Source organism: Pseudoalteromonas sp. Isolate6 (assembly GCF_022398435.1).
Taxonomy (GTDB): Bacteria; Pseudomonadota; Gammaproteobacteria; order Enterobacterales; family Alteromonadaceae; genus Pseudoalteromonas; species Pseudoalteromonas galatheae.
Genome location: NZ_JAKEVK010000075.1, coordinates 1 through 19,620, shown reverse-complemented (window position 1 = coordinate 19,620; position 19,620 = coordinate 1). Strand labels below are relative to the sequence as shown.

General features: G+C 43.5%; 17 protein-coding genes. 10 read left to right on the top strand and 7 right to left on the bottom strand.

From position 1 onward, the window contains the following. Positions 1-72: 72 nt before the first annotated feature. From rpoD to rsmD, 5 genes are all read right to left on the bottom strand, one after another. Positions 73-1,923 carry an RNA polymerase sigma factor RpoD gene (gene rpoD / locus L1D50_RS12160; RefSeq protein ID WP_128727704.1) on the bottom strand — a complete coding sequence of 617 codons (1,851 nt, stop codon included), beginning with the start codon at positions 1,921-1,923 and terminating at the stop codon, positions 73-75. Between the two features lie 121 nt (positions 1,924-2,044). Then, positions 2,045-3,784: a DNA primase gene (gene dnaG, locus L1D50_RS12155; protein WP_239966107.1), complete on the bottom strand. Its 1,740-nt coding sequence runs from the start codon at positions 3,782-3,784 to the stop codon at positions 2,045-2,047. Between the two features lie 177 nt (positions 3,785-3,961). Continuing rightward, positions 3,962-4,408: a GatB/YqeY domain-containing protein gene (locus L1D50_RS12150; RefSeq protein ID WP_128727706.1), complete on the bottom strand. Its 447-nt coding sequence runs from the start codon at positions 4,406-4,408 to the stop codon at positions 3,962-3,964. Between the two features lie 20 nt (positions 4,409-4,428). Further along, a complete protein-coding gene (rpsU, locus tag L1D50_RS12145) occupies positions 4,429-4,644 on the bottom strand; it encodes a 30S ribosomal protein S21 (RefSeq protein WP_010362466.1) in 216 nt (71 codons plus the stop codon). Positions 4,645-4,830: 186 nt separating this feature from the next. Then, on the bottom strand, positions 4,831-5,415 hold the full coding sequence (rsmD, locus tag L1D50_RS12140; protein ID WP_128727707.1) for a 16S rRNA (guanine(966)-N(2))-methyltransferase RsmD: 585 nt from the start codon (positions 5,413-5,415) through the stop codon (positions 4,831-4,833). 262 nt (positions 5,416-5,677) lie between these two features. On the opposite strand from rsmD, the gene ftsY reads away from it, so the two are divergent. The 7 genes from ftsY (at position 5,678) to L1D50_RS12105 (ending at position 13,313) form a co-directional block, all read left to right on the top strand. Continuing rightward, complete coding sequence (gene ftsY / locus L1D50_RS12135) at positions 5,678-7,639, top strand: signal recognition particle-docking protein FtsY (RefSeq protein WP_239966106.1); 1,962 nt, start codon at positions 5,678-5,680, stop codon at positions 7,637-7,639. Positions 7,640-7,753: 114 nt separating this feature from the next. Further along, positions 7,754-8,431: a cell division ATP-binding protein FtsE gene (gene ftsE / locus L1D50_RS12130; RefSeq protein ID WP_017218471.1), complete on the top strand. Its 678-nt coding sequence runs from the start codon at positions 7,754-7,756 to the stop codon at positions 8,429-8,431. Next, positions 8,428-9,414 carry a permease-like cell division protein FtsX gene (ftsX, locus tag L1D50_RS12125; protein ID WP_128727709.1) on the top strand — a complete coding sequence of 329 codons (987 nt, stop codon included), beginning with the start codon at positions 8,428-8,430 and terminating at the stop codon, positions 9,412-9,414. Before ftsE ends, ftsX begins: the two co-directional genes overlap by 4 nt. A 298-nt stretch (positions 9,415-9,712) precedes the next feature. Further along, positions 9,713-10,570, top strand: coding sequence for an RNA polymerase sigma factor RpoH (rpoH, locus tag L1D50_RS12120; protein WP_010374102.1), 858 nt, complete (start codon positions 9,713-9,715; stop codon positions 10,568-10,570). A 194-nt stretch (positions 10,571-10,764) separates the two neighbouring features. Beyond that, positions 10,765-11,478, top strand: a complete 714-nt coding sequence (locus tag L1D50_RS12115) for a 1-acylglycerol-3-phosphate O-acyltransferase (protein WP_209319055.1) — start codon at positions 10,765-10,767, stop codon at positions 11,476-11,478. After that, the gene (gene rraB, locus L1D50_RS12110; protein ID WP_010374098.1) at positions 11,478-11,813 is read left to right on the top strand and encodes a ribonuclease E inhibitor RraB; all 336 of its coding nucleotides are present in this window, start codon (positions 11,478-11,480) and stop codon (positions 11,811-11,813) included. The genes L1D50_RS12115 and rraB overlap by 1 nt, the downstream gene beginning before the upstream one ends. A gap of 225 nt (positions 11,814-12,038) precedes the next feature. Next, entirely contained in the window at positions 12,039-13,313 is a 1,275-nt protein-coding gene (locus L1D50_RS12105; protein WP_128727711.1) for an HD domain-containing phosphohydrolase, read from the top strand. On the opposite strand, the gene L1D50_RS12100 is transcribed toward L1D50_RS12105, so the two are convergent. Next, on the bottom strand, positions 13,310-13,627 hold the full coding sequence (locus L1D50_RS12100) for a hypothetical protein (RefSeq protein WP_010374094.1): 318 nt from the start codon (positions 13,625-13,627) through the stop codon (positions 13,310-13,312). The two genes, L1D50_RS12105 and L1D50_RS12100, sit on opposite strands and share 4 nt — an antisense overlap. Positions 13,628-14,000: 373 nt before the next feature. On the opposite strand from L1D50_RS12100, the gene L1D50_RS12095 reads away from it, so the two are divergent. Continuing rightward, on the top strand, positions 14,001-15,260 hold the full coding sequence (locus tag L1D50_RS12095) for an outer membrane protein transport protein (protein ID WP_239966105.1): 1,260 nt from the start codon (positions 14,001-14,003) through the stop codon (positions 15,258-15,260). Between the two features lie 61 nt (positions 15,261-15,321). On the opposite strand, the gene mutS is transcribed toward L1D50_RS12095, so the two are convergent. Further along, positions 15,322-17,913 carry a DNA mismatch repair protein MutS gene (gene mutS / locus L1D50_RS12090; protein WP_138524184.1) on the bottom strand — a complete coding sequence of 864 codons (2,592 nt, stop codon included), beginning with the start codon at positions 17,911-17,913 and terminating at the stop codon, positions 15,322-15,324. A 24-nt stretch (positions 17,914-17,937) separates the two neighbouring features. Between mutS and L1D50_RS12085 the strand changes: the two genes are divergently transcribed. Both L1D50_RS12085 and recA read left to right on the top strand, forming a co-directional pair. After that, entirely contained in the window at positions 17,938-18,429 is a 492-nt protein-coding gene (locus tag L1D50_RS12085; RefSeq protein WP_239966104.1) for a nicotinamide-nucleotide amidohydrolase family protein, read from the top strand. Positions 18,430-18,495: 66 nt separating this feature from the next. Next, complete coding sequence (gene recA / locus L1D50_RS12080) at positions 18,496-19,551, top strand: recombinase RecA (protein ID WP_095729681.1); 1,056 nt, start codon at positions 18,496-18,498, stop codon at positions 19,549-19,551. The last annotated feature ends 69 nt before the right edge of the window (positions 19,552-19,620 follow it).

Sequence of the window (19,620 nt, the reverse complement as noted above, 5' to 3'; positions counted from 1 at the left end):
GTGTATACCTATTTAATCCAATTAATATAAAAAAGGCCGCTGAATAGCGGCCTTAATCTTATTTGCTACTTTTTAGCCCTTAACGTCTAAAAAGCTCTTTAATAGATCTGAGCGAGAAGGGTGGCGCAGCTTACGTAACGCTTTAGCTTCAATCTGACGAATACGCTCACGTGTTACATCAAACTGTTTACCTACTTCTTCTAACGTGTGGTCTGTATTCATATCGATACCGAAACGCATACGTAGTACTTTAGCTTCACGAGCGGTAAGGCCTGCCAGTACTTCGTTGGTTGCGCCACGAAGACTTTCCATCGTTGCTGAATCAATCGGCGACTCGATAGTAGTGTCTTCGATAAAGTCACCAAGATGTGAATCTTCATCATCACCAATTGGCGTCTCCATTGAGATTGGCTCTTTGGCGATTTTTAACACTTTGCGGATCTTGTCTTCAGGCATCATCATACGCTCTGCCAACTCTTCAGGACTTGGCTCACGACCCATCTCCTGTAGCATTTGACGAGAGATACGATTCAGCTTATTGATTGTTTCAATCATATGCACTGGAATACGGATAGTTCTTGCCTGATCCGCAATTGAGCGCGTGATCGCCTGACGGATCCACCACGTTGCGTATGTTGAAAACTTATAACCACGACGATATTCAAATTTATCAACCGCTTTCATCAGACCGATGTTACCTTCTTGGATCAGATCCAAGAACTGCAGACCACGGTTGGTATATTTTTTAGCGATTGAAATTACAAGACGCAAGTTCGCTTCAACCATTTCTTTCTTCGCACGGCGAGCTTTCGCTTCACCAATACTCATGCGACGGTTGATGTCTTTAATACGCTCAATGCTAAGACCCGTGCTATCTTCAAACGCTTTAAGCTTGTTAACACAACGCTCGATTTCAGGTTTTACTTCAGCAAGTTTTGCCGAGTGTTTTTCACCTGATGCAATTTCAGCATCGATCCATGCGGTATCGGTTTCATTGTTAGCAAAGTGCTTAACAAAAACCTTTTTCGGTACCTTAGCAATCTGAACTGCTTGTTTCATGATGATGCGTTCTTGAACACGCACTTTGTCCATCATGTCGCGCATGTTATTTACCATGCGGTCGAATTGCTTAGGTACTAACTTGAAAGTACGGAAGTGATCGCCGATTTCCTGAATTGCAGCTTTTGCATCTGGGTGCGAGCGACCTTTACTTTCAAAAATTTCTCGCGCTGTATTATACAATGTACGAAGATGTTCAAAATGCTCACGAGCTTCTTCAGGATCAGGGCCTGAATCGCCTTCTTCTGAGTCGTCATCGTCATCATCTTCATCATCATCTTCGTCATCTAAGTCTTCATCACTTAGCTCAGAACCGATGTGTGTTGCTGAAATTGGTGCTTCATCTTCCTCAATAGCATTAGGATCAAAGAAACCAGAAACAATGTCGCTTAGACGCATTTCTTCTGCTTCGTACTTGTCCCATTGCTCTAGCAGGTAAGTAATAGCTTCTGGGTATTCAGCAACAGAAATCTGTACTTGGTTGATCCCTTCTTCAATGCGCTTAGCGATTTGGATTTCGCCTTCACGAGTTAGAAGTTCAACCGTACCCATTTCACGCATATACATACGAACAGGGTCAGTTGTGCGGCCAATTTCTTTTTCTACTGTTGCTAAAGCCGCAGCTGCTGCTTCCGCAGCATCCTCATCTGTTGTTGTTTCTTGCATCATCAACTCATCAGCATCAGGCGCATTTTCAGAGACCTGAATACCCATATCGTTGATCATGCTGATGATATCTTCTACCTGATCTGAGTCTATGATGTCTTGTGGAAGATGATCGTTAACTTCTGCAAAAGTTAAATAACCTTGCTCTTTACCTTTCTGAATCAGAAGTTTGAGTTGTGACTGAGGAGATTGATCCATAGAGAAATTTGCTTCCACTCTGAAAAGTTGATACAACAGGCGCCAGCTATTTAACAGCTAAATTTTGATGACGCAGTGAATAGAACATTATAGCACCGAAAATTGCTATTGACTAGAACTTCTACTGTTTAAGCGCTTGGGTAAGGAGTGCGCATTCTAGCCGCTCATCATTTGTTAAGCCTTCGGTTTTCTCCTTTATTAATAGGGTCTCTAGGCGATAATTTAAACACTGATCTTCAATAAATTGAAAAGTATTTTTAAATTCGTCTTCTAGCCTATCTTCAGCAACGCCATGTTGCCATACCGCAAGCTTTTTCAAGGCATCGAATTCAGCCTGGTCGCGATAGTGTTCAAGTAACTGCGCTGTGTTTATTTGTGGGTTATCACTACATAACATTTGTAAGCTCAGCAGTAGTTGAATACCTGGGATTGCCATTTCACCTAGCTCTGGCATGTACTCAACCGTTTGCGCAAGCTGTGGATGTTGGAGCAGTAAGCCAATCGCTCGACGCATCGGAGTCACTTTAAATTGGCGCTCAATTTTATTCTGCTGTTTGTTACTTGCCAATTTAGCACTAAGCTGCTCACGAGTACGACCAATTAACCTCGCTAAGGTAGTTAACAAACTCTCTTGGTAGTAGTCACTGGGGATTTTGCTGATCAGTGGAATGGCATCGGTAAGCAGCTTGGATTTGCCTGCATCATTTGTAAGGTCGCATTGCTCACGTAATTTGGTAAACAATACTTGCGTATAATCGCTTGCTGTTTCCAGTCGTGCTTCAAAGGCGTCTTTGCCTTCTTGCTGCACTAATGAGTCCGGATCTTCACCATCAGGCAAAAATACAAACTGTAGTGACTTACCGTCTTTCAAGTTAGGTAGTGCATGGTCAAGCGCACGCCAAGCAGCATCGCGGCCAGCTCTGTCACCGTCGTAGCAGCAGATCACTCTGTCGGTATTACGAAACAAAGTTTGCATGTGTTCAGCGGTGGTTGCAGTGCCTAATGCGGCAACGGCGTAATCAATGCCTTTTTCTGCTAGGGCAACGACGTCCATATAGCCTTCCACAATCAACACCTTATCTAATTGCTTGTGTGCTTGCTTGGCTTCATAAAAACCATAAAGCTCGAAACTTTTATGGAAAATGCGTGTTTCAGGCGAGTTTAGATATTTAGGGCCTTGATCTGCACCCATTACCCTTCCGCCAAATGCGATGACACGACCACGTTTATCACGAATAGGGAACATCAAGCGATCGCGGAAGAAGTCAAATTGGCGGCCAGCTGACTTTTCTGATGCTAATTTTAAATCAAGCAGTTGTTGCTTGTGTTCTGGCTTGCGGGCTAGTTGATTGCACAATGCTTCCCACTCAGGTGGTGCATAACCAATCATAAACTTTTGTACAGTTTCGCCACTCAAGCCGCGCCCTTTTACGTAGTCAATTACTTGAGTGGCATTGCTATGGTGCTTTAACTGATGCTGATAAAACTTAGCCGCTTGGAGCATTAAGTCATAGTCAGACTTTTTTTCTTCCATTGAACGCTGCGGCCCTTGCGGGGCATTTTCGCGTGGTACTTCTAAGTTTAATAGGGCAGCTAATTCTTCAATAGCATCAACAAACTCAAGCTTGTCGTATTCCATTAAGAAGGAAATTGCGTTGCCATTGGCACCACAGCCGAAGCAATGGTAAAACTGTTTATCACGTGACACGGTAAATGAAGGTGTTTTCTCATTGTGAAATGGACAGCAGGCTTGATAGTCTTTTCCTGCCTTTTTTAATCCCACACGACCGTCTATGAGCTCGACAATATCCGCTCTTGCGAGCAAGTCATCAATAAACTGTCTAGGAATTTTGCCTTTCATTTATGTTCCGAAGTTGTATTAGCAAGTGAGCGCATTATATCAAGTAGCGACGAGAAAAAATCAACTTAATTCAATTGAGGTATCTTATCAGCGCTGCATTGATACGCATGACGCCTAAAACGAAGAAACCGAGCGCGAGGCTCGGTTCACTTATCAATCATACAATTGTATGTGGGCTTAAGCGGTAAGTCTTTGCTTAATTAAACCAGAGACTTTACCCATATCAGCACGACCTTCAGCTTCAGCTTTAATCGCACCCATTACTTTACCCATGTCTTGCATGCCTGATGCACCAGTTTGTGCAATCACGGCATCAATTAGCTCGACAATTTCATCTTCACTAAGTGGCTTAGGAAGGAATGTCTCAAGTACGCTAATTTCGTTAGCTTCGATCTCAGCTAAGTCTTCACGCCCTGCATCTTTATACTGGGTATAAGAATCGCGACGTTGCTTAACCAACTTAACTAAAACCGCAGTAATGCCTGCGTCGTCTAGTGTAGTTTGGTTGTCGATTTCTCGCTGTTTAATTTCAGCAAGTACCGCACGAATCGCGCCAAGACGAAGTTTATCTTTGGCTTTCATCGCTTCTTTTTGTGCGTCTTTTAGCGTAACTAATAAGCTCATTGATACAAGACCAATACTGATTAGTATAATTTAACGCGACGTGCGTTTTCGCGAGAAAGCTTCTTCATGTGACGCTTAACCGCTGCAGCTTTTTTGCGCTTACGCTCAGCAGTTGGCTTCTCGTAGTGCTCGCGACGACGAACTTCAGAAAGGATACCTGCTTTTTCACATGAACGTTTGAAACGACGTAGTGCAACGTCAAACGGCTCGTTTTCTCTTACTTTAATTACTGGCATTAAAAATTCACCTACCTAATTAATGAGCTTAGCTCTATCTGGCTAAAAACTAGCCAATTGGTTCAAAAATGGTGCGGTATTGTAATCTGAAGCAAGACCGCATGTAAAGCTTAAATTATAGCTAAAAACACCAGCCCTGTCATGTCATACGCTAGCGGCTGTTTTTTCATTCTTTATGGGGGAATTTCAGCGCTGATAAAGGCGGCAGATCACTTGTCCTGCATGCTTTTCTTTAATCAAGTGCCAATTTTCTGGTGTTTCAGGTTGTGCCTCTTGTTCAAATTCAACATAGATGAGCGCGTCTTCGCTGAGCCAAGACTGCGATTCAAGTAAGGCGCAGCAAGGAGTGACAAGCCCTTTGCGAAAGGGGGGGTCAATAAAAACCAAGTTATATTGCTGTTGCTTAGGGTTATTTGCCAGCATGGTTAATGCGTTGGTATTAATGATTTCAACGTTATCCAGCTTAAGTAAGGTTGCATTATTGCTAAGCTGCGTCGCTGCGGTTTTATCCAGTTCGATAAAGGTTCCGCTTGCTGCAAAGCGTGAAATAGCCTCAAATCCTAGACTGCCAGCACCGGCAAAGCAATCGAGTACTTTTGCGTCTCTTACATCCTGCATGAGCCAATTAAAAACGGTTTCTTTCATTCTATCCGTTGTTGGTCTTAATCCCACAACATCATGAACTGGTAACTTGCGACCTTTATGCTTGCCACTGATCAGGCGAATGAATCCAGACTGCTTGGTATTTGACTTAGGCTTAGATTTTCTCATAGCGACGTAATTTGCTTCTTTATTAAAGGTTCTTGGTGTCAGGATTTTTCATCCTTACGGAACATGGTACACTTGCACGCAATTTTGTCTAAGCACTAAGGTTGCCATCCTCGGCTTGCCTTTCGAGCCCAAAATTAAGTGTGATATCAATCCAAGTAAAAGCGATAAGCTGATGCGGATTGGCGTTTTCGAGTATGGTAGCAAGATCATCAACATTTTGCTTTGGGTTTATGCAATTTATCTAACACGGTCATAAGTGAATATGGGAAAGAAAAACAAATTTTTATCTTGGTTGGGCTTTGGTAAATCCGATAAAGAGCAACAAGAAGCTGAGCGCCAAGAACAGTTAGCAAAAGAACAAGCAGAGCGTGAAGAGGCGGAACGTCAGGCGCAACTAGCGAAAGAGCAAGCAGAGCGTGAAGAGGCAGAACGTCAGGCGCAACTTGCAAAAGAACAAGCTGAGCGTGAAGAAGCAGAACGTCAGGCACAATTAGCGAAAGAACAGGCTGAGCGTGAGGAAGCTGAACGTCAAGAACAGTTAGCAAAAGAACAAGCTGAGCGTGAAGAAGCAGAACATCAGGCACAACTAGCGAAAGAACAAGCTGAGCGTGAGGAAGCAGAACGTCAGGCACAATTAGCGAAAGAACAAGCTGAGCGTGAAGAGGCAGAACGTCAGGCGCAACTAGCTAAAGAGCAAGCTGAACGTCAGGCACAATTAGCGAAAGAACAAGCCGAGCGTGAAGAGGTTGAGCGTCAGGCGCAACAAGCAAAAGAACAAGCTGAGCGTGAGGAAGCAGAACGTCAGGCGCAACTAGCTAAAGAGCAAGCCGAGCGTGAGGAAGCTGAACGTCAGGCACAACTTGCGAGAGAACAAGCAGAGCGTCAGGCGCAATTAGCGAAAGAGCAAGCCGAGCGTGAAGAGGCAGAACGTCAGGCACAATTAGCGAAAGAACAAGCTGAGCGTGAGGAAGCAGAGCGTCAAGCGCAAGAAGCGAAAGAACAAGCAGAGCGTGAAGAAGCAGAGCGTCAGGCGCAACTAGCTAAAGAACAAGCTGAGCGTGAAGAAGCAGAGCGTCAGGCGCAATTAGCGAAAGAACAAGCTGAGCGTGAGGAAGCAGAGCGTCAAGCGCAAGAAGCGAAAGAGCAAGCTGAGCGTGAAGAAGCAGAACGTCAGGCGCAATTAGCGAAAGAACAAGCCGAGCGCGAGGAAGCAGAACGTCAAGCGCAAGAAGCGAAAGAACAAGCTGAACGTGAAGAGGCAGAGCGTCAGGCACAATTAGCTAAAGAACAAGAGAAGCCGAAAAAAGAAGGTTTCTTTTCTCGCCTTAAAAAAGGCCTTTTGAAAACCAAAGCCAATATCGGCTCTGGCTTTGCTTCGGTATTCAAAGGCAAGAAAATCGATGATGAATTGTTCGAAGATCTAGAAACACAATTGCTAACGGCTGATATTGGTGTTGAAACCACGATGAAGCTGATAGATAACCTGACTGATGCTGCTGATAGAAAGCAGTTAAAAGACGGTGAAGCTTTATATGATCTAATGAAAAAAGAAATGTCAGAGATCTTAAAAACGGCAGAGCAGCCGCTTGAGATCCCTGCCGATAAAAAACCTTTTGTTATCTTAATGGTTGGCGTAAATGGTGTTGGTAAAACGACGACAATCGGTAAGCTTGCCAAACAGTTTCAAAGTGAAGGTAAATCCGTCATGTTGGCGGCTGGCGATACTTTCCGCGCGGCTGCGGTAGAGCAGTTGCAGGTATGGGGTGAAAGAAACAGTATCCCTGTTGTGGCCCAGCACACAGGTGCTGATTCTGCGTCGGTGGTATTTGATGCTTTCCAAGCCGCTAAAGCGAGAAATATTGATGTATTAATAGCGGATACAGCGGGTCGATTACAAAATAAAGATAACCTAATGCAAGAGCTTGAGAAGATAGCTCGAGTAATGAAAAAATTAGACCCAGACGCGCCACATGAAGTGATGTTGACGATTGATGCCGGAACTGGTCAGAATGCGATTAGTCAGGTAAAGCTGTTTAATCAAGCGGTTGGCTTAACTGGTATCACGTTAACTAAGCTTGATGGTACAGCCAAAGGTGGGGTTATCTTTGCTGTGGCGGATCAGTTTAAGGTGCCAATTCGATATATAGGTGTAGGTGAAGGCATTGACGACTTACGCACCTTTAAGAGTGATGATTTTATCGAGGCTTTGTTCAGTCAAGAATAAATGGAGACATCAGTTGCAATAAAGCGGGCAAATTTGCCCGCTTTATTCGATTGCTGAATTGCTACAATGCCACGGGCTGAGCGTCATGGTTAAAAATAAGTATAAGAGGCCAACATGATTAAATTTGAGCAAGTGAGCAAAACTTATCCTGGTGGGCACAAAGCGCTGGAAAAAGTTAGCTTTGAACTTGCAAATGGAGAACTCGCATTTTTAACCGGCCACAGTGGCGCAGGTAAAAGTACATTATTAAAGTTGGTTAGCGTGATGGAAAGGCCATCAGCAGGCCGTGTCTACATTAATGGTGTTGACCTCAATACGGTATCCAACCGGCAAGTTCCTTTTGTTCGCCGAGATATTGGGATTATTTTTCAAAACCACCGCCTACTTGAACGTTACAGTGTATTTGATAACGTCGCACTACCTTTAGTTATTGAAGGTACTCACCATAAACAGATCACCAAAAGAGTACATGCTGCTTTGGACAAGGTGGGTTTGCTTGATAAAGCAAAGTGTCACCCGAGTGTGTTATCTGGAGGTGAACAGCAACGTGTTGGCATAGCAAGAGCGATTGTTAACTCGCCGCCTTTGCTGCTTGCAGACGAACCTACAGGAAACTTAGACCCTGAACTATCGATGGAAATTCTGAACCTATTTGAAGAATTTAATCGCCGTGGTACATCTGTTCTTATCGCTACCCATGATTTAGGGTTAATAGCACGTATGAAATACCGTAGCTTCACACTGAATCAAGGACGTATGCTACAAGATCCGCTAGCGGAGGACACGCTATGAGTTTGTTGTTTAAAGGAAGAGGAAATCAGGCTGAACAGAGTAAAAAGTCGATGTTTCATCATTTTTACTTTTTTTGTTTGATGATTATTCGTCAAGGTGTACAGAGCCTTGGGGAAATGTGGCGGACGCCAATGGCCTCTTTAATGACTATTCTAGTTTTGGGGCTCAGCCTGACATTGCCAGCGACGCTTTATGTGGTAGTGAAAAATGTCCAGCAGGTAAGTAGCGGGTTTAAAGAAGCATCTGAAATATCATTATTTGTTAAAGATGAAATGACAGAGTCACAGACACAAACTTTGGTGAAGCGACTTGCACTCTATCCAGAAATAGAAAAAGTAGTACTGATAAGTAAAAGTCAAGCTCTGGATGAATTTAAGTCAATGTCTGGCTTTGGTCAGGCGCTTAACTATTTAGAAGAAAACCCCTTGCCTAATGTTGTGTTGGTAACACCTGTTAGTCGTTTTAGAAAACCACAAGCCGCAACTGAGCTTCTTACTAAACTTGAAAAAGAGCGTGAGGTTGAGTTTGGTAAGCTGGATATTGAATGGCTAGAGCGCCTTAATGCACTACTGGGGTTACTAAAAGAAAGTGTGATCACCGTGGGGTTTCTATTGCTTAGCGCTGTTATCTTGATTATTGGAAATACCATACGCTTATCCATCATGGACAAGAAAGAAGAAATTCAAGTGCTAAAACTGGTGGGAGCGACCAATGCTTTTATTCAGGCTCCGTTTCTTTGGACTGGTGTATGGTATGGCATAGTTGGTGGTTTGGTTGCCTTTATCTGCGTTGCCCTTATGTTGTGGTGGTTGGAATCAGCTGTCTCTACGGTTGTTGGGGTATATCAAAGCAACTTTGTGCTTCAAGGGATGGCAGGGAATGAACTTTTAGTGCTACTTGGCACCGCGATTACTTTAGGGTTTGTAGGCTCTTTTCTTTCTGTACACCGTTATATAAAAGAGATTGAACCTGAAAAGGTGTGATTTAACGTTACAACTACCAATCGACTGCTAAAGTTTAGCAGTCGATTGCCAATTGCTATCAGATTTTAGCACTCAAACAATCAGAACTAATTAAATTTAGCACTGTCATAAAAAAATAATATCGTAAAAAGAAGCCAAGTTAATTCAATATTTTTATTGTTATTCAATAGGTTATATTTTGTTTTTGAAGTTCTTCTAAAAAGGTTGATTTTAAAAATCAGATAAAGTAGATTGCATTTAGCACTCTAGATGTTAGAGTGCTAAATATACACGAAACGGTTTATCACTGAGGTGAAACATGACTAAAGATTTATACGCATTAGCACTAACTGGGCAGCAAAGCGCAAGTGTTGAAGGTTACCTTCAATCTGTAAGCACAATACCTATGCTTGGCGCTGAGGAAGAGAAAAAACTTGCGACACGTCTTCAGGAAGAAGGGGATCTTAACGCGGCTAAGCAACTCATTATGTCTCATTTGAGATTTGTTGCTCACATCGCAAAAAGTTATTCGGGCTATGGCCTACCTCAGGCTGATTTAATCCAAGAAGGTAACATTGGGTTGATGAAAGCAGTAAAGCGTTTTGACCCAAGTGTGGGTGTGCGTCTTGTTTCTTTTGCAGTACATTGGATTAAAGCGGAAATCCATGAATATGTGTTAAAGAACTGGCGTATTGTGAAAGTTGCGACGACAAAAGCGCAGCGTAAATTATTCTTCAATCTGCGCAAAAATAAAAAGCGCTTAGGTTGGTTTAACCAAGACGAAGTGACAACAGTTGCAAACGAGCTTGGTGTAAGTGAGAAAGAAGTTCGCGAGATGGAATCTCGTATGGCAGGCCAAGATATGGGCTTTGACCTATCTGCTGATGATGACGAAAGTCAAGCAGGTAACTTCTCTCCAGTACAGTATTTAACAGACACAAGTAGCGACCTTGCCGAAGAAGTTGAGCAAGAGCAGTGGCAAGAGCAGTCACATAATCGCCTATTTGCAGCACTGAAAACGCTTGATGAGCGCTCTCAAGATATCGTAAGTGCACGCTGGCTTGCTGACGAAAAGGCAACGCTACAAGATCTAGCTGAGAAATATAGCGTGTCGGCAGAGCGTGTACGCCAGCTAGAAAAGTCAGCAATGAAAAAGCTGCAAAACGCAATGAGCTAAATTTTGCAAAAATGATAAATCGTGTGTCAAATGCCGCTACTCAGCGGCATTTTTATTTTCTATAAACAGATCAGTATCTTAACCATCATACCCAGAGATTCCTCTGGCAGCCTCTAAACTATCATCATTTTGAGCTTACAAGTGTTCGCTTATTTTACTATAATGCGCAAGATTTTAATTCTGGAGTGGTTAAATTGATTGCCATTATACGAATTCTCTTATTAGCAGTGTTTATCATTGTTAGTGGTATTTGTGGATTGTTATTGTGCATTGTGCGTCCTTTTCACGCCAATAATGTGCACACGATAGCCAGATGGTATGGCTATATGTCAAAGTTGATAGGCGTTGAGTTGGTGATCACGCAGCATGAAAATGCCAAGCATGTTGTTCCTGCGATGTATGTTGCAAATCATCAAAATAATTACGATCTCTTTACGCTGCCGGCCGTGGTGCCAAAAAACACCGTCAGCATGGGGAAAAAAAGCTTAAAGTGGATCCCGTTTTTTGGGCAAATGTATTGGCTATCTGGCAACATTTTGATTGATAGAGCTAATCGTTCTAAAGCCTTAGGAACACTGACCAAATCAGCAAAAAAAATCACCGAGTCAAAACTATCAGTTTGGATGTTCCCTGAAGGAACCAGAAGCTATGGTCGCGGTTTGTTGCCCTTTAAAACCGGGGCATTTCACACTGCGATGAGCGCCAACGTGCCTATCATCCCAGTGTGTATGAGTTCAACTCATGAGCAGATAAAACTCAATCGTTGGAATAATGGTAAGGTCTATATTGACATGCTAGAGCCAGAATATTTAGACCCAGAAGTGCCAGCGAGGGATCACGCTGCTCAGATCCATGCTAAAATGGCTCAAAGAATAGCTGAACTAGATGCAAAAGCGAGATTAAAATAATGGAAAACTGGCGTGAGATAAGTGAAGACATCGTTTCTTCATTGCTAGAAGACGGTTCAAACCCTGAAACGCTTTATGAAGTAGAACATCACTTTGTAAGTGAGGACTTTGACAAGCTGGAAGCAGCAGCATTAGCAGCATTTAAATTGGGCTATGATGTTGAAGAACCAGCAGAGCTTGAGCTCGAAGACGGCGGCAAAATTTGGGGCTTTGATGTTGTTGTAGAAGCCGAACTGGATACCGACGTCATCATGGAAGACGTAGACAAGTTAGAAAAGGTTGCATTAGACGCTGGCGTTGAATACGACGGTTGGGGAACTTATTTCCAAGAATAGCAACTATATAAAACCCAGCATGTATACGGTGTTGGGTTTCCCTCCGGCAATGCTTCACAAATACCTCAAAATAGATCACTTAATTAAGCAAATTGATATCTCCTGAGGTTTTTGAAAGGTTGTAATTTCACCATACCTTTGTGTGAATTTAATCTGAATAGATGGTGTTTCACCTCATTCAATGGTATTAATATTCATTGGCTAATTACGTAGTGTAAGCGATTCATGCAGATTGTCCTTCCCATTGAAGATCTTAGACCTGGAATGTTTGTGGATAATGTTCACAAACATAAGTCTGACGCGGGTATTAAGATTAAATCTCGGGGAATGGTTAGAGATGAAGCTATCATTCAAAGGCTGATTGATAAAGGGGTGTTAGAGCTCACCATAGACTTTACGCAGAGTGATATTCCTGTACCACAGAAATATCAGCAACCAGCAGAGCCTGTCACTGAAGCGCCACAAGCCCCTGAAGAACCTGCCGCGAAAAATGGCATGGATGGTAGTCTCTCCACCGCTCGCAGCAAGCCAAAACCCAAAGCTAAAACGGTGAGTAAAGAACAAACTTTGCAGCAAGAATTCGCGGTTGCGATGCAAAAGTTTGAAAAAAATAATCGGCAGATCCAAAGCCTCTATGGAGATGTAACATCGGGTTTGAAGGTCGATATGAGCCTCATCAATGAGGTAAGTAAAGACATCGTCGATTCGGTATTGCGTAATTCAAATGCGATGGCGATTTTAACTCGGATCAAAGACAAAGATGCCTACAATTGGCGTCATATGACTAACTGCGCAATTCTGATCACTGTATTTGCTAAGCACCTCGGTTTGCAACAACACATTATTGAACAGTTAGCCACGGGGGCGATGTTGCATGACATTGGTCACGCTAAGCTACCGCAGGGGCTGATCAATAAGCCGGGTAATTTTACCGATCTTGAGTATCGTGCGGTCAAAAAACATGTGGCGCAGTCGTTGGGGTTGAGCAAAGGTGAGTCTGGGATCACGCCTATTATGCTGGACATGATCATCAACCATCATGAACGCTTAGATGGTACAGGCTATCCCAGAGGAATTAAAGACGACGCACTCAGCACCGCGGCAAGAATGATGGCGATTGTAGATGTATACGACGCCATAACTTCAGATCAGCACCACAAAGAGGCTGATGAACCAATCAATGCTTTACGTTTTTTATTGTCGAGTAAAAAGCAATTTGACCCTATTTTAGTGCAACGATTTATTAAGTGTATGGGGGTTCACCCCGTAGGAACTATTGTTAAACTGACCAACGAGCGATTAGGGTTGGTACTCGAAGGCAATAAACATGCACCCACCGCGCCTCTTGTACGTGTGTTTTACAATACCAAACATCTCCACCATGTTACGGCAAAAGATTTGGATTTAAGCGAGTCAGATATAAAAGTGATCGCAAGTGTCAGGCCGCTTGATTATCAAATTAACCTCTCACGACTGCTAAGAGATCAATTATTGATTTAAGGTTTGGATTGCGCGACAGGGAAGAAAGCGTTTTTACAGCGCCTTTTGAGGTTTTGCCACCTAGCAGAGAGCATCGCGCCAGTCATACAGCTTGCCATCATTAATATCCACAGCAATGTTCCCTTTTCCGAATGTAACGCCGCACAGCTTAACAGCAGTGATAGCAGCGCTGCGACAATAGCACCTAACCAGTATTGACTGACTGGGTTATCACACTCTCCTGCGTGGCGACAGGCACAGTAGTTTGCTTTACACAGGCAATATACGCTGAGACCGCAAAATACCAATGCGCAAACGATTAATGCTATCGACATGTTGTTCTCCTTGGCACGATTAGCACACAGAATGATTCATACTCAGATTGAAGAGTGTATATAAGGGGTGAAGGTACGTCAATGATATTGGTAATTATTATCATTTGATAATTTATCTCATCCGATGAGTTTATAAAGTGCGTAATTTGTTCGTTATATGTTCACTTAATCAACGAAAAGTCGCAAAAAAGGAGATTTCTACTCCACTTTTAGGTAGGGTGTCATGAATTTATTATTCTGCCAATTTGGTGGGTGTGTGGCATAGCTGGATATTGGCTAGGTGAGCAAGGTCAAAGTGAGGCTACGCAGTGTTACTCGAATTGGTTTTTTTAACCATTACTCAGGAAATGGTTAGTTCACAGGGGATTAGAGTATGAACAAAGTATTATTAGGTCTTATCGCATCAGGTGCGATTTTATCGTCATCACAAGCACTAGCTGCCGCCTTCCAACTTGCGGAACAAAACGTATCTGGCCTTGGTCGTGCTTATGCGGGTGAAGCATCTGCAGCCGACGATGCGTCAGTGGTTGCACGTAACCCAGCATTGATGGGTCAGCTACCGGGCACGCAATTATCAGTAGCAGCTATGTATGTTCAACCGGACGTAAGCCTAACGGGAACAGGTACTAGTAATGGGATCCCTGCAGCAGCGTTAAATGACAACAGCATCGCACCAAGTGCTATTATTCCTGCTATTTATGCGACACACAAATATAATGACCAATGGTCGATTGGTGCTGGTATCTATTCACAGTTTGGTCTATCTACAGAGTTCGATGAGGATTATGTGGCAGGCCAAATTGCGGGTGAAACTGAAATCGTCACAGTTAATGCTGGTATCTCCGCATCATACCAAGTGGATGAGCAGTGGAGTGTTGCTCTAGGTATTAACCATGTTTATGCCGATGCAAAAATCATCCGTAATTTGGGTGCTAACAACTTAGGTCAGCTGGCTAGCCTTGAAGCTGTTCACCTTGAAGGTGATGATACTGGCTTTGGTTGGAATGTGGGTGTAGCTTATCAAATTGATGAAAACAATCGCCTTGGTTTCCATTATCGCAGCGAAACGGACATTACTTTTGATGGCCACTTCCGTAGTGCTTTGCCTCCGGAAATAGGTGGTACTGGCAACGAATCTGTTCCTGGATATGTAGATATAACACTACCCGCAATAGCTGAAATTTCCGGTTCACATAAGTTAAACTCAGCAACCTCTGTTCACTACAGCGTATTATGGACAGGCTGGAGCAGCTTTGATGAGCTTGAGGCGATTATCGGTACTTCGCAGTCGGCATTCACTAAAGAAGAAAACTTTTCAAACTCTTTGCGTTTCTCTGTAGGTGCTGACTATCAGTTAAATGAGTCTGTTAAGTTGCGTGCTGGCATGGCGTATGATGAATCGCCAGCGGATGAAAACCACCTGTCTATTTCAATCCCAGACACAGACCGTACATGGTACTCTTTTGGTGCTGAGTACACTTTACCAAATCAAGCAACACTTGATTTTGGTATCAGCTTGTTAAGAGGTAAGACTCAAAACTTTGTTGAGACTGACAAAGCGCAAAGCAAGTGGGGTTTCCGTTCTAAAGGCCATGCGATGATCTTTGGTCTTCAGTATAACCACAAGTTCTAATTGTGAGAGAACATTAAAAAAGCGGCTTTTAGCCGCTTTTTACTTTCCATAGCATAACTTTCTAAAGCATAGATTTAAGTTGATATAGCAAAGCATGAGCTTGCTTTGGTGTCATATCATCGGGATCCATATCTGCAAGTAGTGCTTCAACCTCAGAAGGCTCATTGGCAAGCATTAAGCTCTGTTGTAGAGGCGCAGCTACATGAGTAGGCTTATCGCCAATAACACTCTGATGTTGCTCTAACAAAGCGAGTTTCTGTTTCGCCAACTTAATCACGGCTTTTGGCACGCCAGCAAGACTTGCTACCTGTAAACCAAAACTCTTACTTGCAGCCCCTTCCATCACGGTATGTTTGAAGGCAATGGTATCGTTATGTTCAACGGCATCCAAATGCACATTAACAAGGCCTGCTTGTTGCTCAGCCAATTCGGTTAACTCAAAATAATGAGTAGCAAATAGTGTTTTTGCTGCAATTTTGCTGGCGAGATAATCCGCTGTTGCATAAGCAAGTGATAAACCGTCATAGGTGCTTGTACCACGGCCAATTTCGTCCATCAGCACCAATGATTGGGCGGTTGCATTGTTTAAAATGGTTGCAGTTTCGGTCATTTCAACCATAAAGGTTGAGCGCCCAGAGGCAAGGTCGTCACTGGCACCAATACGAGTAAAAATACGATCGACAATTCCGATGGTGGCTGCGCTTGCCGGCACATAGCTGCCAATATGCGCCATCAACACAATTAACGCGGTTTGGCGCATATAGGTCGATTTACCACCCATATTTGGCCCTGTAATAATGAGCATTTTCCGTTCATCGTTGAGTTTTACTGGGTTGGCAATGAATGGCTCTTTACTTACTTGTTCTACGACTGGATGGCGACCATCCACTAAATCAATTTCGGTGCCCTCGGTAAGCGTGGGCTTGCAATAGTCTAGTGTCTGAGCACGTTCGGCTAAGGTGTTTAATACGTCTAAATCCGCAAGCGCCGCTGCCATGACTTGCAATTGTTCAATATATGGAGCGATGAGTTCAAAGAGCTCTTCATACAGGCGCTTTTCAAGTGCTAGCGCCTTCGATTGGCTACCAAGCACTTTATCCTCATGCTCTTTTAGCTCAGGAATAATATAGCGCTCGTTATTTTTCAGTGTTTGTCTGCGAATGTATTCTGCAGGCACTAAGTGCGAATTGGCGCGGCTGATCTCAATATAAAATCCGTGAACGCGATTATACCCAATTTTTAATGTTGAGATCCCTGTGCGTTCGCGCTCTCTTTCTTCAAGTTTTTCTAATACGTCTGTTGCACCTGCGCTTAATGCGCGTAGTTCGTCGAGTTCTGCATTATAGCCCTGTGCTATCACCCCACCATCACGAATGAGAACAGGGGGATTGTCGATAACCGCTCGTTCTAACAAATCTTGTAACTTAGGTAATGCCGGTGAGTGGCTAATGATAGATTGAAGTCTCGCATCCGTTGCATCTTGTAAAATATCATGCAATGGCGGTAACGCTTGTAATGCACTTCTTAAACGCGTTAGATCACGCGGACGAGCGGTAAACAAGGCTAACCGTGCTACGACTCGTTCAATATCGCCAATGTGTTTTAGTGCATCGTAAACTTCCATGCATAGTTGTTGTTCGATAAGGCTTGCAATCGCATTGAGGCGAGCGTTGAGCTCTTTGCGTTCGCGGACAGGCGTATGAATGCGACGTTTTAGTAAGCGCGAACCCATGGCCGTTGAAGACTTATCTAAAATCTGCGCTAAGGTGTTTTCAACACCACCAGAGAGATTCAGTGTTAGCTCTAGGTTTTTGCGTGTCGCGGCATCTAAGATCACCGCGTGCTCATTTTTTTCGAGCGTGATCGCACGAATATGAGGTAATGCCGTGCGCTGCGTGTCTTTCACGTATTGCATGACACAACCTGCAGCGATTAAACCCATATTGGCATTGTCGACACCAAAACCGACTAAATCGCGGGTTTCAAACTGCTGACAAAGTAAATGCTTTGCTGTGTCTAAATCGAACTCCCAATCCGGGCGGCGGCGACTGCCTTTAATACTTTCTAGCACTAAAAGGTTCTGAAATGACTCTGGATATAACAATTCAGCGGGCTGCAAGCGCTGTAGCGTAGAATTAAGTGCTTCGTCAGTCTGTAGCTCGACGATATTAAATCGGCCCGAGTTAATATCAAGATAGGCAACACCATAACCTAAGTTTTTTGGATGTTGGTAGACCGCCGCAAGTAAATTATCTTGGCGTTCTTGCAATAGTGCTTCGTCGGTGACGGTACCTGGAGTAACAATACGCACAACTTTACGTTCTACAGGCCCTTTACTGGTCGCAGGGTCGCCAACTTGCTCACAAATAGCAACAGATTCACCCAGTTGTACCAAGCGAGCTAAGTAGTTTTCAACTGCATGATAGGGAACACCCGCCATTGGAATTGGATTGCCACCGGCTTTGCCGCGATAGGTTTGAGAAATATCGAGAAGCTGCGCCGCTCTGATGGCATCGTCAAAGAAGAGTTCATAAAAGTCGCCCATGCGATAGAACAGCAAGATTTCTTGATGCTGCGCTTTAATTCGCAGGTATTGCTGCATCATTGGGGTTTGTTGGTTTATAGTGTGTTCTGAATATAGATCTGACGACATTATTGATACCTAAAAGGTTTTCCTATGGAGCACTACAAAGAGATAGCCGAATATGCGGCACAATTGGGCGCTATTCTAACGAATAACGGCGTAACAATCACTACCGCAGAGTCATGTACGGGCGGTGGGGTGAGTTATGCGTTAACAGATACGCCGGGGAGCTCTGCTTATATCGAACGTTGTTTTGTAACATATAGTAATCAAGCTAAGCACGAATTATTGGGGGTATCACAACAAACCCTAACACAATTTGGTGCAGTGAGTGAACAAACGGTTGTGGAGATGGCAAAAGGCGCTCAGCAGGCAGCCAAGGCTGAAGTTGCCATTGCTGTGTCCGGTATCGCAGGACCAACAGGGGGCAGTATTGATAAGCCCGTAGGTACTGTATGGTTTGCTATTGCAAATAGTGAAAAAGTTCAGGCATTTCACCAAGTATTTTCTGGAAATAGGGCCGAAGTAAGAGTTCAAGCTATTGAATTTGCATTAAAAAATACTATAGCAATGGTAAAATCATAAAATTCCACTTGATACTGTGATTTCATACAGTATACTAGGTGTCATTACGCTGAATTGGAGAAGCAAATGAACGATAACAAGCAAAAGGCATTAGACGCAGCACTATCACAAATTGAGCGTCAGTTTGGTAAAGGCTCAATCATGAAACTGGGTGAGAACAAGGCGCTAGATATTGAAGCCATCTCAACGGGTTCATTAGGTCTGGATATTGCACTTGGTATCGGCGGCTTACCAACTGGTCGTATTGTTGAAATCTATGGCCCAGAATCATCAGGTAAAACAACGCTAACATTACAAGCGATTGCAGAAGCGCAAAAGATGGGAAAAACATGTGCGTTCGTTGATGCTGAGCACGCGCTCGACCCAATCTATGCTGAGAAGCTAGGGGTTAATGTTGATGAACTACTGGTGTCTCAGCCTGACACCGGTGAACAAGCGCTTGAAATTTGTGACATGTTAGTTCGTTCTGGTGCGGTTGATTTGGTTGTTATTGACTCGGTAGCAGCACTGACCCCCAAAGCTGAAATCGAAGGCGATATGGGTGATTCACACGTTGGCTTGCAGGCTCGACTCATGTCACAAGCATTGCGTAAGCTTACTGCTAATATCAAACGTTCGAACACGTTATGTATTTTCATCAACCAAATTCGCATGAAGATTGGTGTGATGTTTGGCAACCCTGAAACCACAACTGGTGGTAACGCACTTAAATTCTATGCATCCGTACGTCTTGATATTCGACGTATCGGTTCAGTGAAAGAAGGTGATGAGGTTGTTGGTAATGAAACTCGCGTTAAGGTTGTTAAAAACAAAGTTGCACCACCATTTAAGCAAGCTGAGTTCATCATCATGTATGGCGAGGGTACGTCGAAACAAGGTGAGTTGATAGACTTAGGTGTGAAACACAAACTGGTTGATAAAGCGGGTGCTTGGTTTAGCTACAACGGCAGTAAGATTGGTCAAGGTAAAGCAAACTCAATTAAGTTCTTAAAAGAAAATGTTGAGATTGCCAATGAAATTGAAGGCAAGTTGAGAGAAATGCTCCTAGCGCAAGCGGTTATTATGCCTGAAGAGGGTGAAGATAAAGGCCTTGCTGAAGTTGAAGACGATTTAGAGCTATAGGCTAACCACTCAAGCTTAACTGCTCGCCAGCAAGCTTGAGCTATATTTTAAAAAGCCCAAAGGTTAACC